General features: G+C 63.9%; 23 protein-coding genes and 1 pseudogene. 5 read left to right on the forward strand and 19 right to left on the reverse strand.

All coding sequences use genetic code 11. The annotated features are described in order from the left end of the window. Positions 1 to 111 precede the first annotated feature (111 nt). The 14 genes and pseudogenes from ureC to urtA form a co-directional block, all read right to left on the reverse strand. Complete coding sequence (gene ureC, locus PPN31114_RS11875) at positions 112 to 1,812, reverse strand: urease subunit alpha (protein WP_150679698.1); 1,701 nt, start codon at positions 1,810 to 1,812, stop codon at positions 112 to 114. Continuing rightward, a complete protein-coding gene (locus PPN31114_RS11880; RefSeq protein ID WP_150679699.1) occupies positions 1,809 to 2,114 on the reverse strand; it encodes an urease subunit beta in 306 nt (101 codons plus the stop codon). Before PPN31114_RS11880 ends, ureC begins: the two co-directional genes overlap by 4 nt. A gap of 35 nt (positions 2,115 to 2,149) precedes the next feature. Then, entirely contained in the window at positions 2,150 to 2,785 is a 636-nt protein-coding gene (locus PPN31114_RS11885; protein ID WP_150679700.1) for a HupE/UreJ family protein, read from the reverse strand. A 37-nt stretch (positions 2,786 to 2,822) separates the two neighbouring features. Continuing rightward, entirely contained in the window at positions 2,823 to 3,125 is a 303-nt protein-coding gene (ureA, locus tag PPN31114_RS11890) for an urease subunit gamma (RefSeq protein WP_150679701.1), read from the reverse strand. A gap of 179 nt (positions 3,126 to 3,304) precedes the next feature. Further along, a complete protein-coding gene (locus PPN31114_RS11895; RefSeq protein ID WP_150679702.1) occupies positions 3,305 to 4,027 on the reverse strand; it encodes an amino acid ABC transporter ATP-binding protein in 723 nt (240 codons plus the stop codon). Beyond that, on the reverse strand, positions 4,014 to 4,664 hold the full coding sequence (locus tag PPN31114_RS11900) for an amino acid ABC transporter permease (RefSeq protein ID WP_150679703.1): 651 nt from the start codon (positions 4,662 to 4,664) through the stop codon (positions 4,014 to 4,016). Before PPN31114_RS11900 ends, PPN31114_RS11895 begins: the two co-directional genes overlap by 14 nt. Next, positions 4,661 to 5,341, reverse strand: coding sequence for an amino acid ABC transporter permease (locus tag PPN31114_RS11905; protein WP_150679704.1), 681 nt, complete (start codon positions 5,339 to 5,341; stop codon positions 4,661 to 4,663). Before PPN31114_RS11905 ends, PPN31114_RS11900 begins: the two co-directional genes overlap by 4 nt. Positions 5,342 to 5,412: 71 nt before the next feature. Next, a complete protein-coding gene (locus PPN31114_RS11910; RefSeq protein ID WP_246182570.1) occupies positions 5,413 to 6,183 on the reverse strand; it encodes a transporter substrate-binding domain-containing protein in 771 nt (256 codons plus the stop codon). A 418-nt stretch (positions 6,184 to 6,601) separates the two neighbouring features. Then, the gene (locus PPN31114_RS11915) at positions 6,602 to 7,471 is read right to left on the reverse strand and encodes an urease accessory protein UreD (protein ID WP_174988111.1); all 870 of its coding nucleotides are present in this window, start codon (positions 7,469 to 7,471) and stop codon (positions 6,602 to 6,604) included. A 79-nt stretch (positions 7,472 to 7,550) separates the two neighbouring features. Continuing rightward, complete coding sequence (gene urtE / locus PPN31114_RS11920) at positions 7,551 to 8,252, reverse strand: urea ABC transporter ATP-binding subunit UrtE (RefSeq protein WP_150679707.1); 702 nt, start codon at positions 8,250 to 8,252, stop codon at positions 7,551 to 7,553. Positions 8,253 to 8,254: 2 nt separating this feature from the next. Next, positions 8,255 to 9,133, reverse strand: coding sequence for an urea ABC transporter ATP-binding protein UrtD (urtD, locus tag PPN31114_RS11925; protein WP_150679708.1), 879 nt, complete (start codon positions 9,131 to 9,133; stop codon positions 8,255 to 8,257). Continuing rightward, entirely contained in the window at positions 9,130 to 10,341 is a 1,212-nt protein-coding gene (urtC, locus tag PPN31114_RS11930) for an urea ABC transporter permease subunit UrtC (RefSeq protein WP_150679709.1), read from the reverse strand. The genes urtD and urtC overlap by 4 nt, the downstream gene beginning before the upstream one ends. Further along, on the reverse strand, positions 10,341 to 11,969 hold the full coding sequence (gene urtB / locus PPN31114_RS11935) for an urea ABC transporter permease subunit UrtB (RefSeq protein WP_370865880.1): 1,629 nt from the start codon (positions 11,967 to 11,969) through the stop codon (positions 10,341 to 10,343). The genes urtC and urtB overlap by 1 nt, the downstream gene beginning before the upstream one ends. A 100-nt stretch (positions 11,970 to 12,069) precedes the next feature. Further along, positions 12,070 to 13,236 (reverse strand): annotated as a pseudogene (urtA, locus tag PPN31114_RS11940) (urea ABC transporter substrate-binding protein); the annotation flags it as partial. Positions 13,237 to 13,751: 515 nt separating this feature from the next. Between urtA and PPN31114_RS11945 the strand changes: the two are divergent. Both PPN31114_RS11945 and PPN31114_RS11950 read left to right on the forward strand, forming a co-directional pair. Beyond that, positions 13,752 to 15,032, forward strand: a complete 1,281-nt coding sequence (locus PPN31114_RS11945; RefSeq protein WP_246182517.1) for an MFS transporter — start codon at positions 13,752 to 13,754, stop codon at positions 15,030 to 15,032. Between the two features lie 26 nt (positions 15,033 to 15,058). After that, positions 15,059 to 16,057, forward strand: a complete 999-nt coding sequence (locus PPN31114_RS11950; RefSeq protein WP_150679712.1) for a GlxA family transcriptional regulator — start codon at positions 15,059 to 15,061, stop codon at positions 16,055 to 16,057. Positions 16,058 to 16,059: 2 nt separating this feature from the next. Here the strand turns inward: PPN31114_RS11950 and PPN31114_RS11955 are convergent, their stop codons facing one another. Beyond that, positions 16,060 to 17,508 carry an aminotransferase-like domain-containing protein gene (locus tag PPN31114_RS11955; RefSeq protein WP_150679713.1) on the reverse strand — a complete coding sequence of 483 codons (1,449 nt, stop codon included), beginning with the start codon at positions 17,506 to 17,508 and terminating at the stop codon, positions 16,060 to 16,062. Between the two features lie 312 nt (positions 17,509 to 17,820). Between PPN31114_RS11955 and aptA the strand changes: the two genes are divergently transcribed. Together aptA and PPN31114_RS11965 are read left to right on the forward strand one after the other, a co-directional pair. After that, entirely contained in the window at positions 17,821 to 19,149 is a 1,329-nt protein-coding gene (gene aptA / locus PPN31114_RS11960; protein ID WP_150679714.1) for an omega-aminotransferase AptA, read from the forward strand. An 84-nt stretch (positions 19,150 to 19,233) separates the two neighbouring features. Continuing rightward, positions 19,234 to 20,760, forward strand: coding sequence for a CoA-acylating methylmalonate-semialdehyde dehydrogenase (locus PPN31114_RS11965; protein ID WP_150680384.1), 1,527 nt, complete (start codon positions 19,234 to 19,236; stop codon positions 20,758 to 20,760). A gap of 111 nt (positions 20,761 to 20,871) precedes the next feature. Here PPN31114_RS11965 and pxpA read toward each other — a convergent pair whose 3' ends face one another. Genes pxpA through PPN31114_RS11985 form a run of 4 tightly spaced genes read right to left on the reverse strand, consistent with a single transcriptional unit; the run spans position 20,872 to position 24,016 of the window. Then, a complete protein-coding gene (gene pxpA / locus PPN31114_RS11970) occupies positions 20,872 to 21,612 on the reverse strand; it encodes a 5-oxoprolinase subunit PxpA (protein ID WP_150679715.1) in 741 nt (246 codons plus the stop codon). Between the two features lie 35 nt (positions 21,613 to 21,647). Then, a complete protein-coding gene (locus tag PPN31114_RS11975) occupies positions 21,648 to 22,658 on the reverse strand; it encodes a 5-oxoprolinase subunit C family protein (protein ID WP_150679716.1) in 1,011 nt (336 codons plus the stop codon). Beyond that, positions 22,655 to 23,308 carry a 5-oxoprolinase subunit PxpB gene (gene pxpB / locus PPN31114_RS11980; protein WP_150679717.1) on the reverse strand — a complete coding sequence of 218 codons (654 nt, stop codon included), beginning with the start codon at positions 23,306 to 23,308 and terminating at the stop codon, positions 22,655 to 22,657. Before pxpB ends, PPN31114_RS11975 begins: the two co-directional genes overlap by 4 nt. 3 nt (positions 23,309 to 23,311) lie before the next feature. After that, positions 23,312 to 24,016: a 5-formyltetrahydrofolate cyclo-ligase gene (locus PPN31114_RS11985; RefSeq protein WP_246182518.1), complete on the reverse strand. Its 705-nt coding sequence runs from the start codon at positions 24,014 to 24,016 to the stop codon at positions 23,312 to 23,314. A 24-nt stretch (positions 24,017 to 24,040) separates the two neighbouring features. Here PPN31114_RS11985 and PPN31114_RS11990 point away from each other — a divergent pair, with 24 nt between their 5' ends. Continuing rightward, positions 24,041 to 26,056: a lytic transglycosylase domain-containing protein gene (locus PPN31114_RS11990; RefSeq protein ID WP_150679718.1), complete on the forward strand. Its 2,016-nt coding sequence runs from the start codon at positions 24,041 to 24,043 to the stop codon at positions 26,054 to 26,056. Positions 26,057 to 26,062 lie beyond the last annotated feature (6 nt).

The raw sequence follows: 26,062 nt of genomic DNA on the forward strand, positions 1-26,062 counted from the left end.
CGTTGCCGACGCAGAGGCGGATGTGCCCTCAGATTGATCCGAAGGAGAAGCGGAATCCGCCGCAGGGGCTGCGTGCGAATGGGAAGAAGAATCGACGTCGTGCGACATGGTCTAGAAGAGAAAATAGCGTTGCGCCATCGGCAGCACGGTCGCTGGCTCGCACGTCAGCAGTTGTCCGTCGGCGATGACCTGATAGGTCTCGGGGTCGACGCTGATCTGCGGCAGCCAGTCGTTGTTGATCATGTTGGCCTTGGTCACCTGCCGGATATTGCGCACCGGCACGATGCGCTTGGTCAGGCCATAGCGGCCCGCCACGTCGCCATCGTACGCCGCTTGCGACACGAACGTGAGCGAGGTGCGTGCCATCGCTCCGGCGCGTGCCCCGAACATCTCTCGGTAGTGCACCGGCTGCGGCGTCGGGATCGACGCATTCGGGTCGCCCATCAACGCCGACGTGATCATGCCGCCCTTGAGAATCAATGACGGTTTGACGCCGAAGAACGCCGGTTCCCACAACACCAAATCCGCCCACTTGCCCACTTCGATCGACCCAATTTCATGGGCCATGCCGTGGGTAATCGCGGGGTTGATCGTGTACTTCGCAACGTAGCGCTTCACGCGGAAGTTGTCGGCTTGCGACGAATCCGTACCGAGTGCGCCGCGCTGCACCTTCATCTTGTGCGCCGTCTGCCACGTGCGCAGCACCACTTCGCCCACACGTCCCATCGCTTGCGAGTCTGACGAGATCATCGAGAGCGCGCCCAGATCATGAAGGATGTCTTCGGCAGCAATCGTCTCGCGGCGAATCCGCGACTCGGCGAAGGCAATGTCTTCCGCGATGGCGGGGTCGAGGTGATGGCACACCATCAACATGTCGAGATGCTCGTCGAGCGTGTTGATGGTGTAGGGCCGCGTGGGGTTGGTCGACGACGGCAACACGTTAGGCTCGCCGCACACCTTAAGAATGTCCGGCGCATGGCCGCCACCGGCACCTTCGGTGTGATACGTGTGAATCGTGCGCCCGCCAATGGCCGCAACCGTCGCTTCGACGAAGCCGCCCTCGTTGAGCGTGTCGGTGTGAATGGCAACCTGGGTATCGGTAGCATCGGCGACCGACAAGCAGGCGTCGATCGCCGCAGGCGTAGAGCCCCAGTCCTCGTGCAGCTTCAGCCCGATGGCACCGGCTTCGATCTGCTCGGTCAGCGGCTCCGGCTGACTCACGTTGCCTTTGCCGAGAAAGCCGAGGTTGATCGGCCAGCCGTCTGCCGCCTGCAACATGCGCTCGATATGCCACGGCCCCGGTGTGCAGGTGGTGGCGTTGGTGCCCGTCGCGGGACCGGTTCCGCCGCCGAGCAACGTGGTGACGCCCGACGAGAGCGCCTCTTCGATCTGTTGCGGACAGATGAAGTGGATGTGCGAATCGATACCGCCCGCGGTGACGATCATGCCTTCGCCCGCGATGACTTCCGTCGCCGCGCCCAGCGGAATCGTCACGCCCGGCTGAATGTCGGGATTGCCCGCCTTGCCGATCCCCCAGATGCGTCCGTCCTTCAGCCCGATATCGGCCTTGACGATGCCCCAATGATCGACGATCACCGCATTGGTAATGACGGTGTCGACGACATCGGCGCGCACGCGTTGCGATTGCCCCATGCCGTCGCGAATCACCTTGCCGCCGCCGAACTTCACTTCTTCGCCGTAGATCGTGTAATCGCGTTCGATCTCGATGATGAGTTCCGTATCGGCCAGCCGCAGCCGGTCGCCCGTGGTGGGGCCGAACATTTCCGCATAAGCGCGGCGTGAAATTTTCATAAGGCCCCCATGACACGCCCGGCGAAACCGAAGACCCGGCGATCGCCTGCCAGCGCAACCAACTCGACCGTGCGTTGCTGACCCGGCTCGAACCGCACCGCCGTACCGGCAGCGATGTTCAAACGAAAGCCGCGTGCGGCCTCGCGATCGAAGTGCAGCGCATCGTTGACTTCATAGAAATGGAAATGCGAGCCGATCTGAATCGGCCGGTCGCCGGTGTTCGCGACCGTCACACTGATCGTGGGGCGGCCCACGTTCAGTTCGATCTCGCCCGCGGCGGGGAGCAGTTCTCCGGGAATCATGCGTGCCTCCTCAAGGGCCAGTGGCCGACCTGCAATCAGGCCGCCACAGCGAGCAACGACACGCCGTAAGCCAGCACGCCAGCCCCCAGCAAACGCGGCACCCACACGGTGCGCTCGCGCAGCGCAACCCCCGCTGCGATGCCAATGCCGTGCAGCGTGCCCGTGGCGAGCAGGAACCCCGCCATGTAGTGCATGGCGCTGGCCTCGTCGGGCAACTCGGCACCGTGCGCGAAACCGTGGAAGATGGCGAACGCACCGACCACTGCGGCACCAGCCCAGCCCGGCAACTTGGCACGCGTGGCGAGCATCAGGCCGAGCACGAGCAGCGAGACGGCGATCATCGGCTCGACACCCGGCAGCGCAAACCAGTGCGACATCCCGAGCAAGCCGCCAGCGGCGAGCATCGCGACGAAGGCGATGGGCGCGAGCCAGACGCGGCGCGAGGTCAGGGCGCTCCATAGACCGACGACGATCATGGCGCACAAATGGTCGGCCCCTGTGAGCGGATGCACGAAGCCTGCGACGAAGCTGCTCGCGGCGTCATGACCGGGGTGGCCCGGGTGTGCCATGGCGGCACCTGAAGCGGCGAGCAACGCGAGGCCGGTGGCTGCGCGCGTCCAACGACGTGCGGAAGTGGAACCGGATACGGAGAGTGAACGGTCGGCTGACATGATGCGTCCTTCGGGGCTGTTATTGGTGTTTTGGGCGTTACGGAATCGGGTGATGCACGGTCACGAGTTTCGTGCCGTCGGGAAACGTGGCTTCCACTTGAATATCGGGAATCATGTCGGCCACACCGTCCATCACGTCGTCGCGGGTGAGCAGCGTCGTGCCGTAGTGCATGAGTTCGGCAACGGTTTGGCCATCGCGCGCGCCTTCCATGAGCGCAGCACTGATGAAGGCCACCGCCTCCGGGTAGTTCAGCTTCAGTCCGCGCGCGCGCCGGCGCTCGGCGAGCAGGGCAGCGGTGAAGATGAGCAGCTTGTCTTTTTCGCGAGGAGTGAGCTTCATCTTGATGAGTGAATGTCAGTGCGAAGAGTACGAAAGGGGCCAGCGCCGAGCGCCGTTGCCGCTCATCATAAGCAGGACGCCAACGGCGCGCCACTGCTCTTTGACACGATTAGAGTGCGCACCAAAATCGTGCGAATGAGCGGCCATTCGAGCCCTTTTCAAGTCTTGTCGCCGGTGTCTTATTGACAGATAAAACGCTGCAATTCCGGCGTCGTCGGGCGCGTAAATAACGCCTCCGGTTCGCCCGATTCCCAGATCTTCCCCTGATGCATGAACACCACCCGGTCCGACACATGACGTGCGAAGCGCATCTCGTGCGTGACCAGAATCAACGTCATGCCCTCGGCGGCGAGATCCTCCAGCACTTTGAGCACTTCGGCGACCAGTTCCGGATCGAGCGCCGAGGTAATTTCGTCGCACAGCAGTACCGACGGCGACATGGCGAGCGAGCGTGCAATGGCCACGCGCTGCTGCTGTCCGCCCGAGAGTTGCGACGGATAACTGTCGAATTTGTCGGCAAGGCCCACCTTGGCGAGCATGGCGCGAGCGACTTCGCGCGCTTCGCCGGACGCCGTTTTCTTCACGACCTTTTGCGCGAGCATCACGTTTTCGCCTGCGGACAGGTGCGGAAACAGGTTGTACTGCTGAAACACCATGCCGACCTTCAGGCGCAGCGCGCGCAGGTCGGTATCGCGCGCACCGACGTGCACGCCGTCGACGGCCACACTGCCCGCATCGAACGACTCCAGCCCGTTGAGTGTGCGCAGCAGCGTGCTCTTGCCCGAGCCGCTCTTGCCGATGATCGACACCACCTGACCGCGCTCGACATCCATATCGATGCCCTTGAGCACGGGGTTTTCGCCGAAGCGCTTTTGCATGCCCCTGACTTCAATGAGCGACATGGAGTTTCCTTTCGAGATGACGCGCCCATAACGACAGCGGATAGCAGGCAGCGAAGTAGAACAGGGCGACCAGACCGTAGACGGTGAACGGTTGGAAGGTCGCATTGGTGAGCATAGTGCCGGTCTTGGTCAGCTCGTCGAAGCCGATGATCGACGCGAGCGCGGTGCTCTTGACCACCTGCACCGAGAAGCCGACCGTAGGCGCAATCGCAATGCGCAGCGCCTGCGGCAGAATCACATGGCGCAGTTGCTCGCCGTAACGCATGGCGAGACTGGATGAGGCTTCCCATTGCCCGTGCGGAATGGCATCGACACACCCGCGCCAGATTTCCGTGAGATAGGCGCTGGTGTAGAGCGTCAGACACACTGCCGCAGCCACCCACGGCGAGACTTCCAGGCCGAGCAGCGGCAAACCGAAGAACACCAGGAACAACTGCATAAGCAGCGGCGTGCCTTGAAACACTTCGATGTACAGCGCTACCGCACGCGCGGCCCACTGCACACGCCCCACGCGAATGACGAGCAGCACCAGCGCCACGAGCCCGCCGCAAACGAAGGCGATGGCCGAGAGCGCCAGCGTCCAGCGACCGGCGAGCAACAGGCCGCGCAGCATGTCCCAAATCGAGAACTCGATCATCGCGCGCCTCCTTTCACCGTGCCGCGAAACAGGCGGCGTGCGCAGCGCATCAACACGCGTCGCAGCACGATCGCCAACACGAGATAAACGGCGGTGACGATCAAATAGCTTTCGAAAGCACGGAACGTGCGCGACTGGACGAAGTTGGCTGCATACGAGAGATCGGGCACCGAAATCTGCGACACCACGGCCGAGCCGAGCATCACGATGACGATCTGGCTCGCGAGCGCGGGAAACACCTTCGCGAACGCCTGCGGCAACACCACGTGGCGCAGAATCTGCGCGCGTGTCATCGCGAGCGATTGACCGGCTTCCGACAATCCACGCGGCACGGCGCGCATGCCCGCCCGGATGATTTCGGTGGCATAGGCGCCGAGGTTCACGCTCATGGCGATGACGGCCGCCGAGGTTTCATCGATATGAATGCCCAGACTCGGCAGACCGAAAAAGATAAAGAACAACTGCACGATGAAGGGGGTGTTGCGAATCAGCTCGACGTAGAGGCCTGCGATGGCTTTGAGCCAGCGCGGGCCTTCTTCGCGAGCGACGGCGCACAGAGCGCCGACGACCACACCGATCACCGTGGATACGGCGGTCAGTGCGACCGTCAGCGCGGCACCCTTCACGAACAGCATCAGGTATTGCCGCAGATCGGCAAAGTCGAGAACGTAGTGCATCAGAGGCGCATCAGAGGAGCAGCACAAGCGAAGCAGCGGGTGAGCGATGCATTCGATCGCTCACGAACAAATCAAAGATCGGCGGGCAGCGGGGCGCTCAGCCACTTCTGCGAAATCTTGTTCAGCGAGCCGTCTTTCTTCGAAGCGCTCAGGATGTCGTTGACCTTGGCGAGCAAGCGCGGCTCGTTCTTGTTCAGGCCGACAAAGCACGGCGAGTTCTTGATGAGGAACTTCGGCTCCGGCAGCTTGGGCGGATGCTTGGCGAGAATGGCGGCGGCCACGACGTTGCCCGTGGCAACCAATTGCACCTGACCCGAGAGGAACGCCGAGATCGTGCCGTTGTTGTCTTCGAAGCGTTTGATGGTCACATCCGCCGGGGCGACCTTCGAGAGTTCGAGGTCTTCCACTGCGCCGCGCGTCACGCCGATGGTTTTGCCCGAGAGATCGGCAGGCTTCGCGACGGCGATGTCCTTCGGGCCGAACACGCCGTTGTAGAACGGCGCATAGGCTTCGGAGAAGTCGATGACTTTCTCGCGTTCAGCGTTTTTGCCGAGGCTCGAAATCACGAGATCGGCCTTGTTCGTCGTGAGGTACGGCACGCGGTTGGCGCTGGTCACCGGCACGAGTTCGAGCTTCACGCCCATGCCTTTGGCGAGCAATGCCGCGGTATCGATGTCGTAGCCGACCGGCTTCATGTCCGGGCCGATCGAGCCGAAGGGCGGGAAGTCGGCGGGGACGGCGACACGCAGCGTGCCGCGCTTAGTAATGTCGTCCAATCCATCGGCATGCGCCGCACGCGGCATGGCGACGGCGAGCGCTGCAACGGCGCTCATCGAAAGCATCAGGGCAGTGAACGCGCGGCGGGCGCGGGCGCGCGCGCCGACGGTGGCGACAACGGCGTGGTGCGGGACGGCAGTACGGGTGAACGGCAGCATGGCAACCTCAGTTCGGGGGTATCGGGGGCGAGTGATCCGGTGACAGGAGCGTCCCGGCGGCCGGATCATCTGGTCTGACCGGTCGATACAGTGAGGTAGCAGGAATCGTGCCTGAGTGGCGGACAGCGCGCCGAGGCCTTGCTGGCATGCGGGGTGGGCCCACACGCCGCCCCGCACGCCCCGATATGGCCCCGAAATGGTGCGCTAGCGGTGTGGCCGGAAGGGAGTGGTCACCAATTTGGTGCCGAGGTGGGCGGTGTAATCGTCAAGGCTAGTGAATGACGTGGTGTGCCGCCGCCTAACGCAATAACGCAGTAACGCAGGTTCAGGTCGCCCAAAGTCGCAGCGGCTCGGCGGCTACGCCGTGGACGATGGGGCGCAGCGCGAGCCAATGCTGGATCATCAACTGACGCACCGTTTCCATATCGTGACCGAGCACGCGCAACACGAGGACGTTGCCGGGTAGGCAGGTGATGCCCGCGCGCAAGTCGTCTCGAAATGGCAAGTCGGCCGCGAGTGTCTCGGCAAGTTCGCGCGTGCACGCCGGGCCGACCGCCCACAACGTGGCGAACACCGGAAAGCCCGCCAGACCCGTGGTCCCCGTGCGTTGCGCATCGTCGGCCCCGAGTACCGCCTGTTCGGCCCACAGCAGACGATCGTGCGCATCGCGCAATTCGAACGTGGCACGCCATTGGCCTTGCGTCCATTGCTCACCGGCGGCCTGACGGCCGAGCAACGTGGCGTCCCAGCCGATGACGGTGGCATCGGCACCCAGCTTCACGCGAATGTTCTGCCGCGCATCGGCTTGTTCGAACACGATGTTCTCAAGGGGCAGCCAGTCGAGCTTGGCGCCTGCGCCGAGCGTGAGCGCGATGTCTTGCGTGCCGACGCGGCCTTGCGACTTGTACCACTTCGTCGCGCCCGGCGTGGTGAGCACCGCGTGCGCCTGATCGTCGAGGCGCACGTCGATGTCGAGACTGTCGCCGCCCGCGATGCCACCCGGCGGATGCACGACGACGGCGTGGCAGATGCCCGGACCTTCGGGGTGCAGCGATTTCTGCACGACGAGCGGGCCGTGATGGCGTCGCGTCGCGAGGACGGTGCGCTCACCGGTGCGTGCGAAGCCTAGCGTCAGCGATGCGTGCCAGCCAGTCGGGCTAATCGGGCTGGCCGGAGAAGAAGACGGGATAGTCATAACCATCAGCGAAATCGGACTGCCCGCAATCTAGCACGCGCCATACCGTTCCCGTTCATCCGGTATTCGCAGGTCGACGTCAAACTGCCACCATATGGCGCACACCATCCGCTTCCATGTCTTTGCCGAGGCCGCTGGCCACGATAGCGCCCCGGCTCATCACGCGATAGTGATCGGCAAGCGCGAGCGCGAAATCGTAATACTGCTCGACGAGCAACACCGTCATGCCACGCTCATCGACCAGCCGACGCAACGTCGCACCGATGTCCTTGATGATCGATGGCTGAATGCCTTCGGTCGGCTCATCGAGGATGAGCAGTTGCGGGTCGCTCATGAGCGCGCGGCCGATGGCGAGTTGCTGCTGCTGACCGCCGGACAGGTCGCCGCCGCGGCGCTGCTTCATATCGCGCAATACCGGAAACAGATCGTAGATGTGGTCCGGCACGCCGCGCTTCGCTTCGCGCGCGGGCTTGCTCGCTGCGCCAATCAACAGGTTCTCTTCCACCGTCAGGCGCGGAAAAATTTCGCGCCCCTGCGGCACGTAAGCCAGCCCATCGGCCACGCGTGCATACGAGGGCACCGACGTGAGCGCTTTGCCGCGCCAAGCGATGCTGCCCGATTTCACCGGCACCACGCCCATCAGACATTTGAGCAAAGTGGTTTTGCCGACGCCGTTACGGCCGAGCAGCACGGTGAGTTGCGCGTCGGGGACGGTGAACTCCACGTTTCGCAAAATGTGGCTGCCGCTGTAGTACTGATTGAGTGCGTGAATTTCCAGCATGATCAGCGTCCCAGATACGATTCGATCACGCGCTCGTCGCGCTGCACGACGTCGAGCGTGCCTTCGGCGAGCACGCGGCCCTCGGCCATCACCGTCACGAGTCCGCGCTCGCCGGAGAGTGCCGCGACGAACGCCATGTCGTGTTCCACCACCATCATCGAGCAGTGTCCGCGCAGCCGGTTGAGCAAGTCGGCGAGCTGCGCGGTTTCCTCGTCAGTCATCCCGGCGGCGGGTTCGTCGAGCAGTAGCAGTTGCGGTTGTTGCATCAGCAGCATGCCGATCTCGAGCCGCTGCTTCTGACCATGCGAGAGCTGCCCCGCCTGCACATGCGTTTGATGTTCGAGATGTGTCAGTGCCAGCACTTCTTCGATACGGCGGCGAATCGCCGGGGTGAGCGTAGCCCACAGCGCACGGAACCAGCCCTTGTCGCCCTTATCTCCCGTATAGGCGAGTTCGAGGTTTTCCCAAACGCTGTGCTGCTCGAAGACCGTCGGCTTTTGGAACTTGCGGCCCACACCGGCTTGCGCAATGGCGGGTTCGTCGAGTCGGGTGAGATCGAGGGTTTGGCCGAGAAACGCGCGTCCGGCATTGGGGCGCGTCTTGCCGGTGATGACATCCATCATCGTCGTTTTGCCTGCGCCGTTCGGTCCGATGATGCAACGCAGTTCGTCGGTGTGAATCGACAACGACAGGTCGTTCAGCGCGCGAAAGCCGTCGAACGATACCGAGATGTTTTCGAGATAGAGAATCAGTCCGTGCGACGTGTCGATCTCGCCCGGCACGACGAAGTGCGACATGCCGGTCGTATCGCCGCTCACCGACGTTTCTTTGGTCTTGCCAGCCTCATCGGCCAGCGGGGAGGCAACGATTGCGGGAATCATGCGCGGTCTCCGGTGGCGGGGTGGGGCGCATCGCCCTCGGCGTGGGCCGGGGCGTGCTGCGCTTGGTTATGACGCTTGCGCGAGAGTTGCGCGACAAGCCCCATGACCCCCTGCGGCAATAGCAGCGGCACGAGCACGAACATCGCGCCCAGGAAGAACAGCCAATACTCCGCGAAATAGGCCGTGAAGTAGCTCTTCGCACCGTTCACGAGAAACGCGCCGACGATCGCACCCACGAGCGAGCCGCGCCCGCCGATGGCCACCCAGATCGCCATTTCGATCGAATTCACCGGTGCCATTTCGCTCGGATTGATGATGCCCACTTGCGGCACGTACAGCGCGCCCGCAATCCCGCACAGCATGGCCGACAGGGTCCAGACGAAGAGCTTGTAGCCCAGCGGCCGGTAGCCGAGGAACATCGCACGCGACTCGCCGTCGCGAATGGCGGTGACCACGCGGCCGAACTTCGAGACGACCAGTGCGCGGCACAGTAGCAGCGCCCCGACCAGCACCGCGAAGGTGATGAGAAACAACACGGTGCGTGTGCTGGCGGACGTGACCGAATAGCCGAGAATGCGCTTGAAATCGGTAAAGCCGTTATTCCCGCCGAAGCCCGTCTCGTTGCGATAGAAAAGCAACATCGCCGCGAAGGTGAGCGCCTGCGTGATGATCGATAGATACACGCCTTTGACCCGCGAGCGGAACGCCAGATAGCCGAAGATCCACGCGACCGCGCCGGGCAGCGCCACGACGAGGAACATCGCCCACGCGAAGTGTTCGGTGCCGGTCCAGTACCACGGCAGCGACTTCCAATCGAGAAACACCATGAAGTCGGGCAGGTCGCTGTGATACACGCCGTCGCGGCCGATGGAGCGCATCAAATACATGCCCATCGCATAACCGCCGAGCGCGAAGAACAAGCCATGACCGAGGCTCAGAATGCCGCAATAGCCCCAGACCAGATCGAGCGCGAGCGCGGCAATCGCGTAGCACATGATCTTGCCGACGAGCGTCATGGCATAAGCCGACAGATGCAACGGATGCGACGGCGGGAGCGCCAGCGCACAGACCGGCACGAGGATCAGCACGGCGAGTACGAACGCGAACAACACCGGCGCGACGTGTTTGGGCAGCAAGCGGGCACGGGACGGCACGTCGAGCGATAGCGACGGCACAATGCCGGGCGGCAGAAAGTTAGGTGTCTGCATCAGGCCTCCGCGCTGCGCCCTTTGAGCGCGAACATGCCCTGCGGGCGTTTCTGGATGAACAGCACGATCAGAATCAGCACGGCGATCTTGGCGAGCACGGCACCCCACATCGGTTCGAGCAGTTTGTTCGCCACGCCCAGGCCGAAGGCGCCCACGATGGTCCCGGCAAGCTGACCGACACCGCCCAGCACCACCGCCATGAACGAATCGATGATGTAGCTCTGGCCGAGGTCCGGGCCCACGTTGCCGATTTGCGAGAGCGCACAACCGCCCAGCCCGGCGATGCCCGCACCGAACGCAAAGGCATAGCTGTCGACGCGACCGGTCTTTACGCCGACACAAGCGGCCATCTTGCGGTTTTGCGTCACTGCCCGGATGAACAGGCCCAGCCGCGTGAGATTGAGTACCGCCCAGGTGAGCGCCACGACGACCAGCGCGAACACGAGAATCACGATGCGGTTGTAAGGCAGGATCAAATTGGGCAGCACAGCGATGCCGCCACTCATCCACGTGGGGTTCACGACTTCCACGTTCTGCGCGCCGAACAGCGTACGCACCGCCTGAATCAGCAGCAGGCTGATACCGAACGTGGTGAGCAGCGTTTCGAGCGGGCGGCCATACAAGTGCTTGATGACGGTGCGCTCCAGCACGAAGCCGAGCGCGGCCGCCACGAAGAATGCGGCGGGCACGGCGGCGACGAGATAGAAGTCGAACGCGCCGGGGGCGAAGCGATGAAAGAGCGTCTGTACGACGTACGTGGCATACGCGCCCACCATCAGAAATTCGCCGTGCGCCATGTTGATGACGCCGATCAGGCCGTACGTGATGGCCAGCCCCAGCGCGGCGAGCAACAGCACGCTGCCCAGCGACAGACCGGCGAAGATCGTGCCAAAGAACTCGCTGCGGCGTTGTGCTGCGGCAAGTTGCGTGAGGGCGATGTCGGCAGCGCTGCGCACGTTGGCGTCTGGTTCTGCATAGCTTCCGTCGGGCTGCTTGGCCACGATGGGCAGCAGCAGGTCACGCATTTGCGGGTCGCCTGCCGAGGCGATCAGATCGATGGCTTCGCGTCGTTTCGCGGGCGACGGATCGTGCAGCGCCGATTGCGCCCACAACTGATCGAGTCGCTTCTTCAGCGCAGGATCGGATTCTTTGACGCGCGCCTGTTCGATGATCGTCTTGAAGGCTGGCGACGGGTTCTGCAACATCGTGTCGATGGCTTGGGCGCGCGCATCGTGATCGGACGAGAGCAATGCACCCGCCGCAGCGGCGGTAGCGACTTTCGCGCGCAACACGTTGTTGAGCGTGAGCGATTGGGCGTTGTCGGCGTTGACCGTCGCCCCCGTGATCGGATCGACGTACTTGTCGCCGCTTTGAATGGCAAGGCGTGGATTCGTGTCGCCGACTGTCACGGCCGAGTCGTCGGCGAGGGCTTTGAGCAGTGCGACGGCTTGCGGCGAGGCGTCGGCCGCGAGGTGGTCGATGGCTTGGGCTTTGGCGTCGAAGTCGTCGCCAGCCAGCGCGGCAACATCGGCATCGGTGACCGCAGCACGCGCGGCCATCGGCGTTATCAGCGCAGCACCCAGAGAAAGCAGGACAAGGGTGGCAGCGGTCCAGCGTCTTATCGTTATCATCGAAACGTCTCCGTGCATGGGCAGCATGCACCGGTGCCCAGCGCGAACAATGGATGCAGCGCGCCAACCGCTACCGGTCGGCGCGCGGGAGGCGGCGTCAGACCTTGTCGGGCTTGCCTTCGTTACCCGCGATGAACGGGCTCCACGGCTGGGCGCGGATCGGGGCCTTGGTCTTCCACACGACGTTGAACTGACCGTCCGGGCGGATTTCGCCGATCATCACCGGCTTGTGCAGATGGTGGTTGCCGTCCATCACCATGTCGAAGCCGTCTGGCGACTTGAAGGTCTGGCCGATCATCGCCGTGCGGACCTTGTCCACATCGGTGCTGCCCGCCTTCTCGACGGCCTGCTTCCACATATGCATGCCGACGAAGGTGGCTTCCATCGGGTCGTTGGTCACGCGTTTGTCGCCGCCGGGCAGGCCCTTCGCCTTCACGTAGGCAAACCACTCCTTTTTGAACGCGTCGTTGGTCGGGTTCTTCACCGTCATGAAGTAGTTCCATGCGGCCAGGTGGCCCACGAGCGGCTTGGTGTCGATGCCGCGCAATTCTTCTTCACCCACCGAGAAGGCGACGACCGGCACGTCGGTGGCTTTGAGCCCTTGGTTGCCGAGTTCTTTGTAGAACGGCACGTTCGAGTCGCCGTTGATGGTCGAGATGACAGTGGTCTTGCCGCCTTGGGCAAACTGCTTGATGTTCGCGACGATGGTTTGATAGTCGCTATGACCGAACGGCGTGTAGACCTCTTGGATGTCCTTATCGTCGACACCCTTCGAATGCAGGAACGCGCGCAGGATCTTGTTCGTGGTGCGCGGGTAGACGTAGTCGGTGCCCAGCAGGAAGAAGCGCTTGGCACCACCGCCTTCTTTGCTCATCACGTATTCGACGGCCGGAATGGCCTGTTGATTCGGTGCCGCGCCGGTGTAGAAGACGTTCTTCGACATCTCTTCGCCTTCGTACTGCACCGGGTAGTACAGCAGGCCGTTGAGTTCTTCGAAGACCGGCAGCACCGATTTGCGCGAGACCGAGGTCCAGCAACCGAACACGGCGGAGACTTTGTCTTTGGTGAGCAACTGGCGCGCCTTCTCTGCGAAGAGCGGCCAGTTCGAGGCCGGATCGACCACCACCGCTTCGAGTGGGCGGCCCATCACGCCACCTTTGGCGTTGATGTCGGCAATGGTCATGAGCGCGACATCCTTGAGCGACGTCTCCGAGATGGCCATCGTGCCCGAGAGCGAGTGCAGGATGCCAACCTTGATGGGCTGCTTGCTCTGTGCGAACAAGTTGGGCGCCATGCCGGTAAGCGAAGCGGCGCCCGAGAGGGCCGCCATCTGGAGTAGCGTGCGTCGTTTCATGATACGTCTTCCCCTTTCCTGGTTAGTCCGGTGGATCCGGTACCTGAGGACTTACGCAAGGGGCGTGCCAGCGCCGTGTCTTCGGCGTGCTTATTGATGTCGACACGTCAGACCGGCCTCACCAGTGCGTGCGCGCGGCAACCGGCATCGGACTTTCGGCTGATGGCTGGCGCCTCCCACGAAGCACGTTGGTGCGGACGCGCGCCGAGTTGGTGCGCACTGAATTGGCGCGTGTGGGGTTAGGGCGGCATCAGGGTGGCGTCGTTTGGGGCCGCGCAGGGACGTGCAAGGACATGGCGCGGTCTGCCATCGGCGGACATGCGGTGGCATTTTTTGATGCATGATTGGCATTCGTGCCAAATCGGCCGACGGCAAGATGACGACTTCCGAAGTCCAACCTCTCGCCAAAACATAGCGACAAGCCTATGACCGATGCCATCGCAGGGCGCAGCACACCGCCCATTCAACCCGAACACGACGAATCCGCCACACGCCGCCGGTTAGGACGCCGTTATGCCGCCGTGTTGGCGGCCTGTCAGGCGCTCTATACGGCGGCGCTCTCCGTCGATCTCACCCTCACCGGGCTAGTCGGATACATGCTGGCGTCGGACAAGGGCTACGCCACGTTGCCGTTCTCGCTGATTACCGTGGCGTCGGCCATTACGACGATCTTCGCGTCGATGCTGATTCAACGGATCGGTCAACGCTTCGGGTTCGCCTTGGGCGCGGCCTTCGGTACGGTGGGCGGGCTGGTCTCGGTGATGGCGATCTATCAGCAGCACTTCGCGATGTTCTGTGCGGGGACGGCGTGTGTGGGCGTGTTTCAGGCGTTTGCACGCTACTACCGGCTGGCCGCTGCCGATGTCGTCCCTGTGGAGGACAAGCCGCGTGCGATTTCTATCGTGCTCACGGGCGGCGTGCTTGCCGCAGTGGTCGGCCCGGCATTAGCGGCGGGCAGCAAGGACTGGCTGGCGCCCGTGACGTTTGCGGGCTCGTACCTCGTGGTCACGCTGCTGTCGGGTATCTCGTTGCTGCTGTTGCTCGGCTTTCTGCGCGATCTGCCGGTGCATAGCGCGAGCGGTGCGGCGGGAGACGCCGCCGCGTTACCCGCGCGCGGACTCGGCGAGATCATGCGTCAGCCGATCTATATGGCGGCGCTCGCGAACAATCTGATCGGCTTCATGGTGATGATGTTCGTGATGACGGCGACGCCTATTGCGGCCGTGGCGTGCGGACACAGCATCGACGACGGCGCACACATCATCGAATGGCACCTCGTGGGGATGTACGCGCCGTCGTTCTTCTCCGGGCATCTGGTCAAGCGTTGGGGCGTGGTGCCGGTGTTGTTCATCGGCATTGGCATGAGCGCGCTGTGCGGCGTGTTGGCGCTTATGTCGACGAGCCTGCCTTACTTCTATGCGGCGCTTGCCTTCCTTGGTGTGGGCTGGAACTTCATGTTCGTGGGCGGCACGACGTTGCTCACGATGTCGTATCGACCCGCCGAGCGCGCGCGTGCGCAAGCGGCTAACGAATTCATCACGTTTGCCGGGACCGCGCTGGCGAGTCTGTTTGCCGGGCAACTGCTGGCGCGCTTCGGCTGGGCCACGATCAATCAGGCGACGTTCCCACTGCTTGCGCTTGCCGCACTCGCAACCCTTTGGTACGCCGTCGACGCGCGGCGACGTACGGTCGCGGTGGCGGCTTGAAAATTTACTGACCTATGACTGCGCTTATGAGTGAGCCTCGGACCGAACCTCGTCTCATCGCTTTCCTCATCGTCCCGCCGTTCGTGCTGCTGGATCTTGCCGGGCCGCTCGACGCGTTCCATGCGGTCATCAGGAATTTGACGGAGTTGGGCCAACCGGCACCGTATCGCACGGTCGTCGTGTCGGCGCACGGCGGCCCGGTGGAGACCGGGTCGGGCATCACGCTGCACACGGAACCGATGCATGCCCTAGCCGACATGGATGTCGACACATTGATTGCCGTGGGCGGTGCCGTGAAGCATCGGCCTGCGGTGCCCGATGCGGTCGGTGAGTGGTTGCGGGCGTACGCACCGCGCGTGCGTCGCGTGTGTTCCGTCTGCGTGGGGGCATTCATTCTTGGCGCCGCAGGACTGCTCGATGGGCGTCGCGCCACGACGCACTGGCTGGACACGGCGATGTTGCAGACGTGCTATCCGAGTGCGCGTGTCGAGTCCGACCCGATTTATGTGCGAGAAGACCCGGTCTGGACGTCGGCAGGGATTACGGCCGGTATCGACCTGGGGCTGGCACTCGTGGAAGACGACCTCGGCGTGGATATCGCGCTACAAGCCGCACGACGCCTCGTGGTGTTTCTCAAGCGCGCTGGCGGGCAGTCACAGTTCAGCCCGCCGTTGCAAGAGCAGTTCGCGGCGGGGGCACCGTTTGGCGAGTTGCATGGCTGGATGGCAGACCGGTTGGACGGCGACTTGTCGGTCGTGCGTTTGGCTGAACAAGCCAATATGAGTCCGCGCACGTTTGCCCGCAGCTATCTCGCGAAGACTGGTTCAACGCCCGCGAAGGCAGTGGAGCGCATGCGTCTGGAAGCGGCGCGCTTTGCGTTGCTCGACTCGGAAGCCCCCCTCAAACGCATTGCGGCGCGTGTGGGATTCGGTGATGAACAGAATCTGCGCCGCGCGTTCGTGCGTCAGTACGGGGTTACGCCCGCTGCGTATCGAGAGCGGTTTGGATTGACGGTGGCTGTCTGACTTCAAGCCGCCTGCTTTCCCGCCGCCGCCCGATCCAGAAATCGGAACAGGCGCGCATCGTCCGAATACGCCACATTGAAGCGGAACCACCGGCAGGGCTCGTTGTGCGCAAGGAAAAATTCGCCCGGCGCGAGCATGATGCTCTCCGACAGCGCCGCTTCCGCGAGCTCACGGGCCGGTAGCGCCGTATCGGGAAGACTGCCGCACACGAACATGCCGCCTTCGGGTTGCGCCAACAACGTCACGCCGTGCGATTGCAGTTGCGTGATGAGGCGGGCGCGCGAGCGCGTGAGGCGGTCCGTCAGCCGCTCGATATGTTTGCGATGGCGTCCTTCCGTCAGAATCGAGTGCACGATGCGCTCGTTGATTTCCGACGACGTCAGCCCCGCCACCATCTTGCTGCGCGCGATCTCGTGCGCCAGTTCACGCGCACAAGCGAGATAGCCCACGCGCACCGATGGCGAAATCGTTTTCGAGAAGCTCGAGACGTAGATGACCCGCGACAGACCATCCATGGCCGCCAGCGATGGGGTGCCCGCCGGGGCCAACTCGCGGTAGATGTCGTCCTCGACGATCCAGAAGCCATGCTGTTCAGCACATTGCAGGATGCGATGCGCGCACGCCGGTGTGAGCGACGTCCCCAGCGGGTTCTGCAATGCAGGGTTCACAAACAGAGCGCGCGGACGGTGGGTTTGCGCCGCTTGTTCCAGCGCAGCCAGATCGAGACCTGCCTCCGTGCGAGGAATGCCGACGACATTCAGCCCGGCGAGTCGCAACACCGCCAGCAAGTTGCAGTAAGCCGGGGCTTCGACCAGCACGGTGTCGCCCGGTTTGAGCAACGTTCGCACCACAAGGTCGAGGGCTTGCGTCGCTCCCTGCGTGAGCACGATGTGCTCTGGCGGCGCGTCGATGGAGAGTTCGCCCAGACGGCGGGCGAGCCACTGTCGCAGCGGCCCGTAACCGTGCGGATGCCCGTAGTGAGCGAAGTGCGCCCCCGGGCCCTTCGAGAGCGTGCGCAGCGCGCCGTGCAAGCCATCCTCGTCGAGCCAACTGTCCGGCAACCAGCCGCAGCCGCTTTTCACGGCAATGCTGTCGTCCGCGAAAATTTCGGAAAGTAGCCACGCGTTGGTCACTTCGCTGGCCGCCGCCCCCACCGTTCGTGCGGTGCCGGGGCTGGCGCTCCCCGTGTCACGGGCATCCGGCGACCCGGCCACGAAGAATCCCGCACCGCGTCGCGCCACCAGCGTGCCATTCGCAACGAGCCGATCGTAGGCTTCCACCACCGTGAACGTGCTGATGCCGTGCGCCTTCGCCAACGACCGGATCGATGGCATGCGCATGCCCGCATGCAAGGTCTGGCGTTGCAGCGCCCGTTCAACCTCGCGGACCAATTGGTCGACTAAGGCTTCGGGCTGGGCGCGGTTCAGAGCAAAAGCGAGCGGTTGGACCATGGCAACAGGGCGCGGCAGGGGCGGAAGAAAGGACTTTGGGCTGGCGGCGGCCTGTACAGGCGGTCGACGCGCCACGGACCCGCTAAAAACGTGGATCGCTCAGTGCAGCGGCGCTTTGCCGGGAGCACGCCCTATCGGCTGTTGCCAATACAGTTGAGGCGATTGACCGATACAGAATATACATTTTCCGAGTCACTGTACATGTCTGTACCGGTCCGGCTCTCGTAGGATCGCTCCATCTACCCGAAGCGGTGCGCGCATGGCGTGCGGGCGACGGGATTCCTGATCGAGAGAGACTGGGGGAGACCCGCGATGAACATGAATGAGCTGAACCTCGACATGACGGCGTTCTGGATGCCGTTCACCAACAACCGTCAATTCAAGAGCGGGCCGCGCCTGCTGGTCGGTGCCGAGGGCATGTATTACACGTCGTCGGACCAGCGCAAGATTCTCGACGGCACGGCCGGTCTGTGGTGCGTGAATGCGGGCCATTGCCGCACCGAGATCGTGGAGGCGATTCGCAAGCAAGCCGGAGAAATGGACTTCGCGCCGACGTTCCAGATGGGACACCCGAAGGCCTTCGAAGCCGCCAGCAAGATTGCCGAGATTACGCCGCAAGGCCTCGACCGCGTGTTCTTCACGAACTCGGGATCGGAGTCGGTCGACACGGCGCTGAAGATGGCTCTTGCGTACCATCGCGCCCGTGGCGAAGGCCAGCGCACGCGCCTTATCGGCCGTGAGCGCGGTTATCACGGCGTGGGCTTTGGCGGTATCTCGGTGGGCGGTATTTCGCCGAACCGCAAAGCCTATTCGGGCCAACTGCTGCCCGCCGTCGACCACTTGCCGCACACGCTCAACATCAAGGAAGCCGCCTTCACCAAGGGGCAGCCGACGTGGGGCGCGCATCTGGCCGAAGACCTCGAACGGCTGGTGACGCTGCACGATGCCTCGACCATCGCCGCCGTCATCGTTGAGCCGCTGGCGGGCTCGACCGGCGTGCTGGTGCCGCCGCAAGGGTATCTGCAAAAGCTGCGCGAGATCTGTGACAAGCACGGCATTCTGCTTATTTTCGATGAAGTGATTACCGGCCTCGGCCGATTGGGCAAGCCGTTCGCTGCCCAGTACTTCGGTGTGACGCCGGACATCATCACGATGGCCAAGGGCGTGAACAACGCCGCCGTGCCGATGGGCGCGGTCGCCGTGAAGACCAGCGTGCACGACACCATCGTCAACGCCGGTAACGCCGGTGCCATCGAGTTCTTCCACGGCTATACCTACTCGGGCCACCCGCTGGCCGCTGCGGCAGCGTGCGCTGCGCTCGATCTCTACAAGAGCGACGGTCTTTTCGAGCGTGCCGAAAAACTGGCGCCGCATTTCGAAAAGGCGATCCACGGGTTGCGCGATCTGCCGAACGTTGTCGATATCCGCAATCTGGGGATGGTCGGCGGTATCGAGTTGTCGTCGCGCGACGGCAAGCCGGGCGCACGCGCGCACGAAATCTTCGTCAAGTGCTTCGAGAAAGGCGCGCTGGTGCGTTACACGGGCGACATTCTGGCGTTCTCGCCGCCGCTCATCATCAGCGAAGCGCAAATCGACGAGCTGTTCGGCATCGTTGCCGAAGCCATTCGCGAAACGGCATAACGCCGTCGCCGAACCTGCATGACGAACAACACTGGCCAGCGCCTCGCGGTGCTGGCCGGCGACATGGAATTTACGGAAATCGACATGAATCAACGAGTCAGCACGGAACGTATCGAGCATTGGATTGGCGGCGCGAGCGTGGCGTCGGATGAAGCAGAGCAGCGCTTTGGCGAAGTGACCAACCCGGCCACCGGCGAGGTCATTCGGCAAGTGGCGCTGGGCGGTGCCACGGATGTCGCACGTGCCGTTGCGGCTGCGCGCGCCGCGCTGCCCGGCTGGCGTGCCACGCCGCCGATGAAGCGCGCCCGCGTGATGATGAAGTACCGCGAACTGCTCGATGCGAATCGCGAAGCCATCGTGCAACTGATTACGCAAGAGCACGGCAAGACGCTCGACGACGCGCGCGGCGAAGTCACGCGCGGCGTGGAAGTGGTGGAGTTTGCGATCGGCATTCCGCACTTGCTCAAGGGCGAGATCGCGCCGCAAGTGGGCACCGGTGTCGACACCTATTCGATTCACCAGCCGGTGGGCGTCTGCGCGGGCATCACGCCGTTCAACTTCCCCGCCATGGTGCCGCTGTGGATGTTCCCGATGGCCGTGGCTTGCGGCAACACCTTCGTGCTCAAGCCGTCGGAGAAGGTGCCCTCGGCTGCGCTGTTGCTCGCGCGCTTGGCGAAGGAAGCCGGGCTGCCCGATGGCGTGCTGAACGTGGTGAATGGCGATAAGGCTGCCGTCGACGCGCTGCTGACGCACCCTGAGGTGAACGCAGTGTCGTTCGTCGGCTCGACGCCGATTGCGCAGTACATCTACAGCACGGCGTCGGCGCACGGCAAGCGGGTGCAGGCGCTGGGCGGCGCGAAGAATCACGGTGTCGTCATGCCCGATGCCGATCTCGATTTCACGGTGGACGCGTTGATCGGTGCGGCTTACGGCTCGGCCGGTGAGCGCTGCATGGCCATTTCCGTGGCCGTGGCGGTGGGCGACGTTGGCGACAAGCTGGTCGCGCGATTGGCCAACGTGGCGAAGTCGCTGCCCGTGGGCGACGGCACCGACCCGGTGGCGCAAATGGGCCCGCTGATTACGCGCGCGCATTGCGATAAGGTGAGCGGCTTCGTTGACGCCGGTGTCGATGAGGGCGCAAAGCTGGTCGTCGACGGACGCGGTTTGAAGGTGGCGCAACGCGACGACGGCTTCTTCATCGGACCTTGCTTGTTCGATAACGTCACGCCAGAGATGTCGATCTACCGGAATGAAATCTTCGGTCCGGTGCTCTCGGTGGTGCGCGTCGATACGTTGGAAGACGCCATTGCGCTCATCAACCGCAATCAGTACGCCAACGGCACGGCAGTGTTCACGACGTCAGGCGGCGCTGCGCGACGCTTCGAAGACGAAATCGAAGTCGGTATGGTCGGTGTGAATGTGCCGATTCCGGTGCCGGTGTCGTATTTCTCGTTCGGCGGCTGGCGCAACTCGCTGTTCGGCGATCAACACATCTACGGGCCGGAATCGGTGCGCTTTTACACGCGCTCGAAGGTGGTGACGCGCCGCTGGTCGGAAGGACGTCCGGCCAATGCCACGTCGTCGCTCGTGATGCCGACGCTGGGGCAGTAACGGAAGGTAGGTCACGACGTCCGCTGGGCGTCGCGCGTACGTAAAAAATGCCGCGTGTGAACTTCGTTTCACTCGCGGCATTTTTCATGGGGATAAGGCTGTCCGGGCGCCCTAGCGCACCGGGGCGATGTCGATCCCTTCGTCGATCAGAAACGTGCGAATGCGTTGCGCGAATTCAAGGGCATGATCGCCGTCACCGTGCAGGCAAACGGTTTGCGCATTGATCGGCACCAGCGTGCCGTCGATCGCGCGCACGCGCTGGTCGCGCACCATCATCAGCGTTTGCGCCAGCGCGTCTTCTTCGCGCTCGATCAAGGCCCCGGGGGTGCCGCGTTTGACGAGCGAGCCGTCGGCGTTGTAACCGCGATCGGCAAACACTTCTTCCACCGCATGCATGCCGGCGGCGCTCGCGGCCTTCACTAATTGACCACCTGCCAGTCCGAAGACCGCCAGATCGGTGTCGAATGCGCGAATCGCTTCGACAATCGTCTCGGCAAGCGCCGGGTCGCGCGCGGCCTGGTTATAGAGCGCGCCGTGCGGCTTCACGTGCGAGAGCCAGCCGCCCTGCGCGCGTACCATCGCCGCGAGTGCGCCAATCTGGTACAGCATGCCGGCGCGAATCTCATCGAGCGGCAGTTGCATCTCAGTGCGGCCGAAGTTTTCGCGATCGGGAAAGCTCGGATGCGCGCCGATGGCGACGCCGTTGGCAAGCGCCCAGCGCACCACCTGCTGCATGGTGCCGGCGTCGCCAGCGTGCCAACCGCACGCAACGTTGGCCGAACTGACAAGGGCGAGCAACGGCTCGTCGTAATCGCAACCTTCGCCAAGGTCGACGTTGAGGTCGATTTTCATCGTGGGGTTCTCCTGCGGGGACGCGGGGGCGAGCGTTAGCGTTTTCGCGAAATGGCCGGCCGACGTGAAGTGTCGAGAATGCCGCGGTCATGCCACGCGAGGGCGCGCTCAATCTGCGCAAGGTAACGCAATTGCTCGCGCCACGCTTCACGTGCCTCGGCCTGCGTGCACTCCGAGAAATAGAGGGTACTGCCCAGCCGTGCTTGGCCCAGGCGCCAAAGGTCGGCACTGATCACCGTGCCAATTTTGGGATATCCCCCCGTGGTCTGCGCATCGGCCAGCAGAATGATCGGTTGCCCCGACGGCGGCACCTGAACGACACCGGGCAGTACACCGTGCGAGGGCAAGTCATGAGCGCGATTTTTCTTACGCGCGAGCGCTTCCGGACCGGCAAGTCGGTATCCCATGCGATTGCTGTTGGGCGTGACTTGCCACGGGTTTTCCCAGAATGTCTTGTGCGTGGCGGCTGTGAAGTCGTCGTATTCGGGGCCAGGCAACACGCGCACGCGATGCGCCAGCGGGTCGGACAGCCACAGCGGCGGACGCACACCCAACGGCCCGACCTTGTGGATGTCGGTGCTGGCGTGGCCGATAGCCAGGCGGTCGCCATCGTGCAGCGCGCGGCCTTCGTGGCCACCGAAGCCTGCGGCCAGATCGGTGCTGCGCGATCCGAGGGCAACGGGTACGTCGATGCCACCCGCGACGGCAAGGTAGGTGCGCATGCCGAAGCGGGCGGGGCGCAGCGTGAGCGTCTGACCGCGGCCGACGGGAAAGCGCCACCATGACCAGACGGGCACGCCGTCGAGATCGGCGTGGCAGTCGGCACCGGTGAGGGCGACGATGGTCGCCGACGAGAAGCGGATGGCGCACGCGCCCATCGTGATTTCTAGGGTGGCGGCGCTTAGTTCGTTGCCGGCGAGTCGATTGGCGACCGCGCAGGCAAGCGGGTCGACGGCGCCGCCGCTGGCGACGCCGAATTCACGCTGACCGGTTCGGCCCAGATCCTGAACCGTGGTGAGCAGGCCGGCACGCAGGATATCGATCACAGGTCGAGGCTCGCGATAGTGAAGCGCACGCGATCGCCCGGCGCCAACAAGGCGGGCGGGCTCGCGGCGGGGTCGAATAAGGCGCTGGCGGTATGGCCGATGATCTGCCAGCCGCCGGGCGACGTCAGGGGGTACACACCGGTTTGACTGCCGCCGATGCCGACGGAGCCAGCTGGCACCGTGAGTCGGGGTTCGGCGCGCCGCGGCATGGCGATCGATTCGTCGAGCCCGCCCAGATACGGGAAGCCCGGCTGAAAGCCGACGAAATACACGATGTATTCGGGGGCCGTGTGGCGTTGCACGACGGTCTTGGGTTGCAGCCGCGCGTGTTTCGCGACGTCGTGCAGGTCGGGGCCGTGCTGGCCGCCGTAATGCACCGGAATTTCGATATCGCGGCCGACATCGCCCGTCGGCGGTTGCGATTGCCATGCCTCGCGCAGGCGCTCGGCGAGCGATTCCTGATCAGTGGCGAGCGGGTCGAACAGCAGCGTCAGGTTGTTCATGCCCGGTACGACTTCACGCACGTCGGGCCAGTCGCGGGCGAGCGAGGCCACATGCCAGACACGGCGCTGCGCACCGAGGCTGGGCGCGGTACCGGCTTCGCAAACGAGGGCGCTGTCGCCAAGCGGCAGGATCTTAAGCGTCGTCATGAATTAGCGAGGAGTGCTGTGAGAGCGGGAGGTGGTGCCGGGGGTGTCCGGTGCGCCGGGTCTGCGGTAGGTGGCCGATTCGGTCACGATGGCATCGAGCGCGAGGTCGTGGGCTTCGGCATTCAATTGACTGATTTCGAGCGCGTCGTAGGCGATGCCGATTGTCCGGGGGGCCGGTGAGAGCGCGTGCAGGGTACGGTCGTAGAAGCCGCCGCCGTAGCCCAGGCGCAGGCCGTCGCGGGTGAAACCGACGCACGGCACGAGGAGCAGGTCGGGGACGAGCACTTCGGTGTCCTGCGGCACGGGAATCCGGTATTGGCCTTCGGTCATGGGCGTGTCCGGCGTCCAGCGATGAAAGACGAGCGGCGCGGCAGGAGCCGTGACCACCGGCAGGGCGGCGAGGCGCGGTGCGATGGCGGCGCTCATTTTGTCCGCGCTGCTCGTGCCACCTTCGACCACCCCCGCCTCGGCGAGCCAGTCGCCGACGATGGCGCGTGCATCGAATTCGCCTTGAATCGGCCAGTAGAAGCCGATACAGCGCGGCGCCCACCGGGCGATCTCGTCGGTGAGGCGTTGCGCGAGCGCGGCATCGAGTGCGTCGCGTGCGGCGAGCGTTTCGCGTGTGGCCAGCAGCGTGCGGCGCAGCGCCCTTTTCTGCTGGGCGCCGGCCGCCGATTGGGCGATGTCCCGTGCTATGCTTGAATCCACTTTTTACCCGACGCTCCCCCGAAGATGTCCGAACGTTTGACCCGAGTATATCGCGCCGCCGCGCTTGCCCTGAGCGCCGCGGCGCTTGTCGCGTGCAGCACCACGCAGGCGACCGGCCGCCCCAAGGCGCAACCGGCGGCAAGCCGCTCGGCACCAACGGCGGCGTCTGCCGATGCCCTCTCGCAACGCGCGCCGGACGACATCTTCGTACAGCTTCGCGAAGCCGCCCGCACCAACGATGCACCGCGCGCAACCGCGCTCGCGGCCATGCTCTCCGACTACGACGTGCCGTCGTACGTCCAGTACTTTCAAATCAAGTCGCGCATGTTCGATCGCTCGGGTAAGGCGCTCATCGATACGCCCGACGACGATATCCGCGCCTTCTTGCGCACGTATGACGGTCAGGCCATTGCCGACCGCATGCGCAACGACTGGCTGCTGGTGCTGGGCAAGCGCCACGACTGGCAGACGTTCGACACGGAATACCCGAAGTTCGCGCTCGACGACGACACGCAGGTCAAGTGCTATGCGCTGATGTCGCGCGCAGCGCGCGGCGAGAACGTGACGCAGGCCGCGACCGATCTGCTGACCACGCCCAAGTACTACGGCGAAGGCTGCGTCGACATGATCAACACGTTGGCCGCGAACGGGCAGTTGCCGCGCAAGGAAGTCTGGCATCAGATCCGTCTGGCCTATGAAGAGAACTACACCTCGCTCGGCAAGCAGATTGCGGATGCGCTGGGTGCCGTGCGCCCGGACGACAGCCTGCTCGACATGGCGGCCAACCGTCCGGCGCAGATCCTCGCGCGCGGTATCGACGGCTCGGAGCCGTCGCGCCAACTGGCGTTGCTGGCGACTGTGCGCATGGCGCGCTCGGATGCCGGTCTGGCCGCGAGCAGCTTCGCGGGCGTAGCAGGCAGCCTTTCGCAGGAGGAACGCGCTATCGGTTGGGGCGCGATCGGCATGCGCGGGGCGCTCTCGCAAAACCCGATGGCGATCAGTTGGTACCGTCAGGCGGGCACCGCCAAGCTCTCGAACACGGCGCAAGAATGGAAGATTCGCGCAGCACTTCGCGCAGGTGATTGGAGTCTCGTGCGCACCGGCATCGAAGCCATGCCTGCCGGTCTGCGCGACGACGGTGTGTGGACGTACTGGTACGGCCGTGCGCTGCGCGAAGCGGGGCAGGGCGATGCGGCGCGTGCGCAATTCCAGAAGATTGCGATGCAGCCGAATTTCTACGGTCAGTTGGCCAATGAAGAGTTGGGCAACAAGACGTCGGTGCCGCCGCGCACCAGCGTCACGCAAGCCGAGATCGATGCCAACCGCGCAAACCCAGGCTTCCAACGCGCTGCGAAGTTCTATGCGCTGGGCCTGCGGTTCGAAGGCAATCGCGAATGGAACTGGGAGCTGCGCAACATGACGGACCGGCAGTTGCTGGCCGCCGCGCAGTACGCCAAGAACATCGAACTCTTCGATCGCACGGTCAATACGGCCGACCGCACGAAGGTCGAGCACGACTTCACGCTGCGCTATCTGATGCCGTTCCGCGATGTGCTGGAGCGCAATGCCGCCGCCGTCGATCTGGATGAGGCGTGGGCTTACGGCCTGATTCGTCAGGAATCACGCTTCATCATCGATGCGCGCTCGTCGGCCGGTGCCGGTGGCCTGATGCAGATCATGCCCGCGACGGCCAAGATGGTCGCCAAGAAGATCGGCATGGATTACGAGCCGGGCATGATGCACGACATCAACGTCAATATTCGTCTGGGCACGAGCTATCTGTCGTCGATCTACAACCAGTTCGACGGCTCGGCCGTGCTGGCGTCGGCCGGTTACAACGCCGGTCCGGGGCGTCCGCGCACGTGGCGTTCTACGCTCGACCGCCCGGTGGAAGGCGCGATCTTCGCCGAGACGATCCCGTTTAATGAAACGCGGGCTTATGTCGAAAATGTGCTGTCGAACACCACGTATTACTCGGCCCTCATCACGGGCCGTCCGCAATCGCTCAAGGAGCGGCTTGGCGTAATTCTGCCCCAGTGACGCACC

The sequence above is a fragment of the Pandoraea pneumonica genome, from assembly GCF_902459645.1.
GTDB classification, from domain to species: Bacteria; Pseudomonadota; Gammaproteobacteria; order Burkholderiales; family Burkholderiaceae; genus Pandoraea; species Pandoraea pneumonica.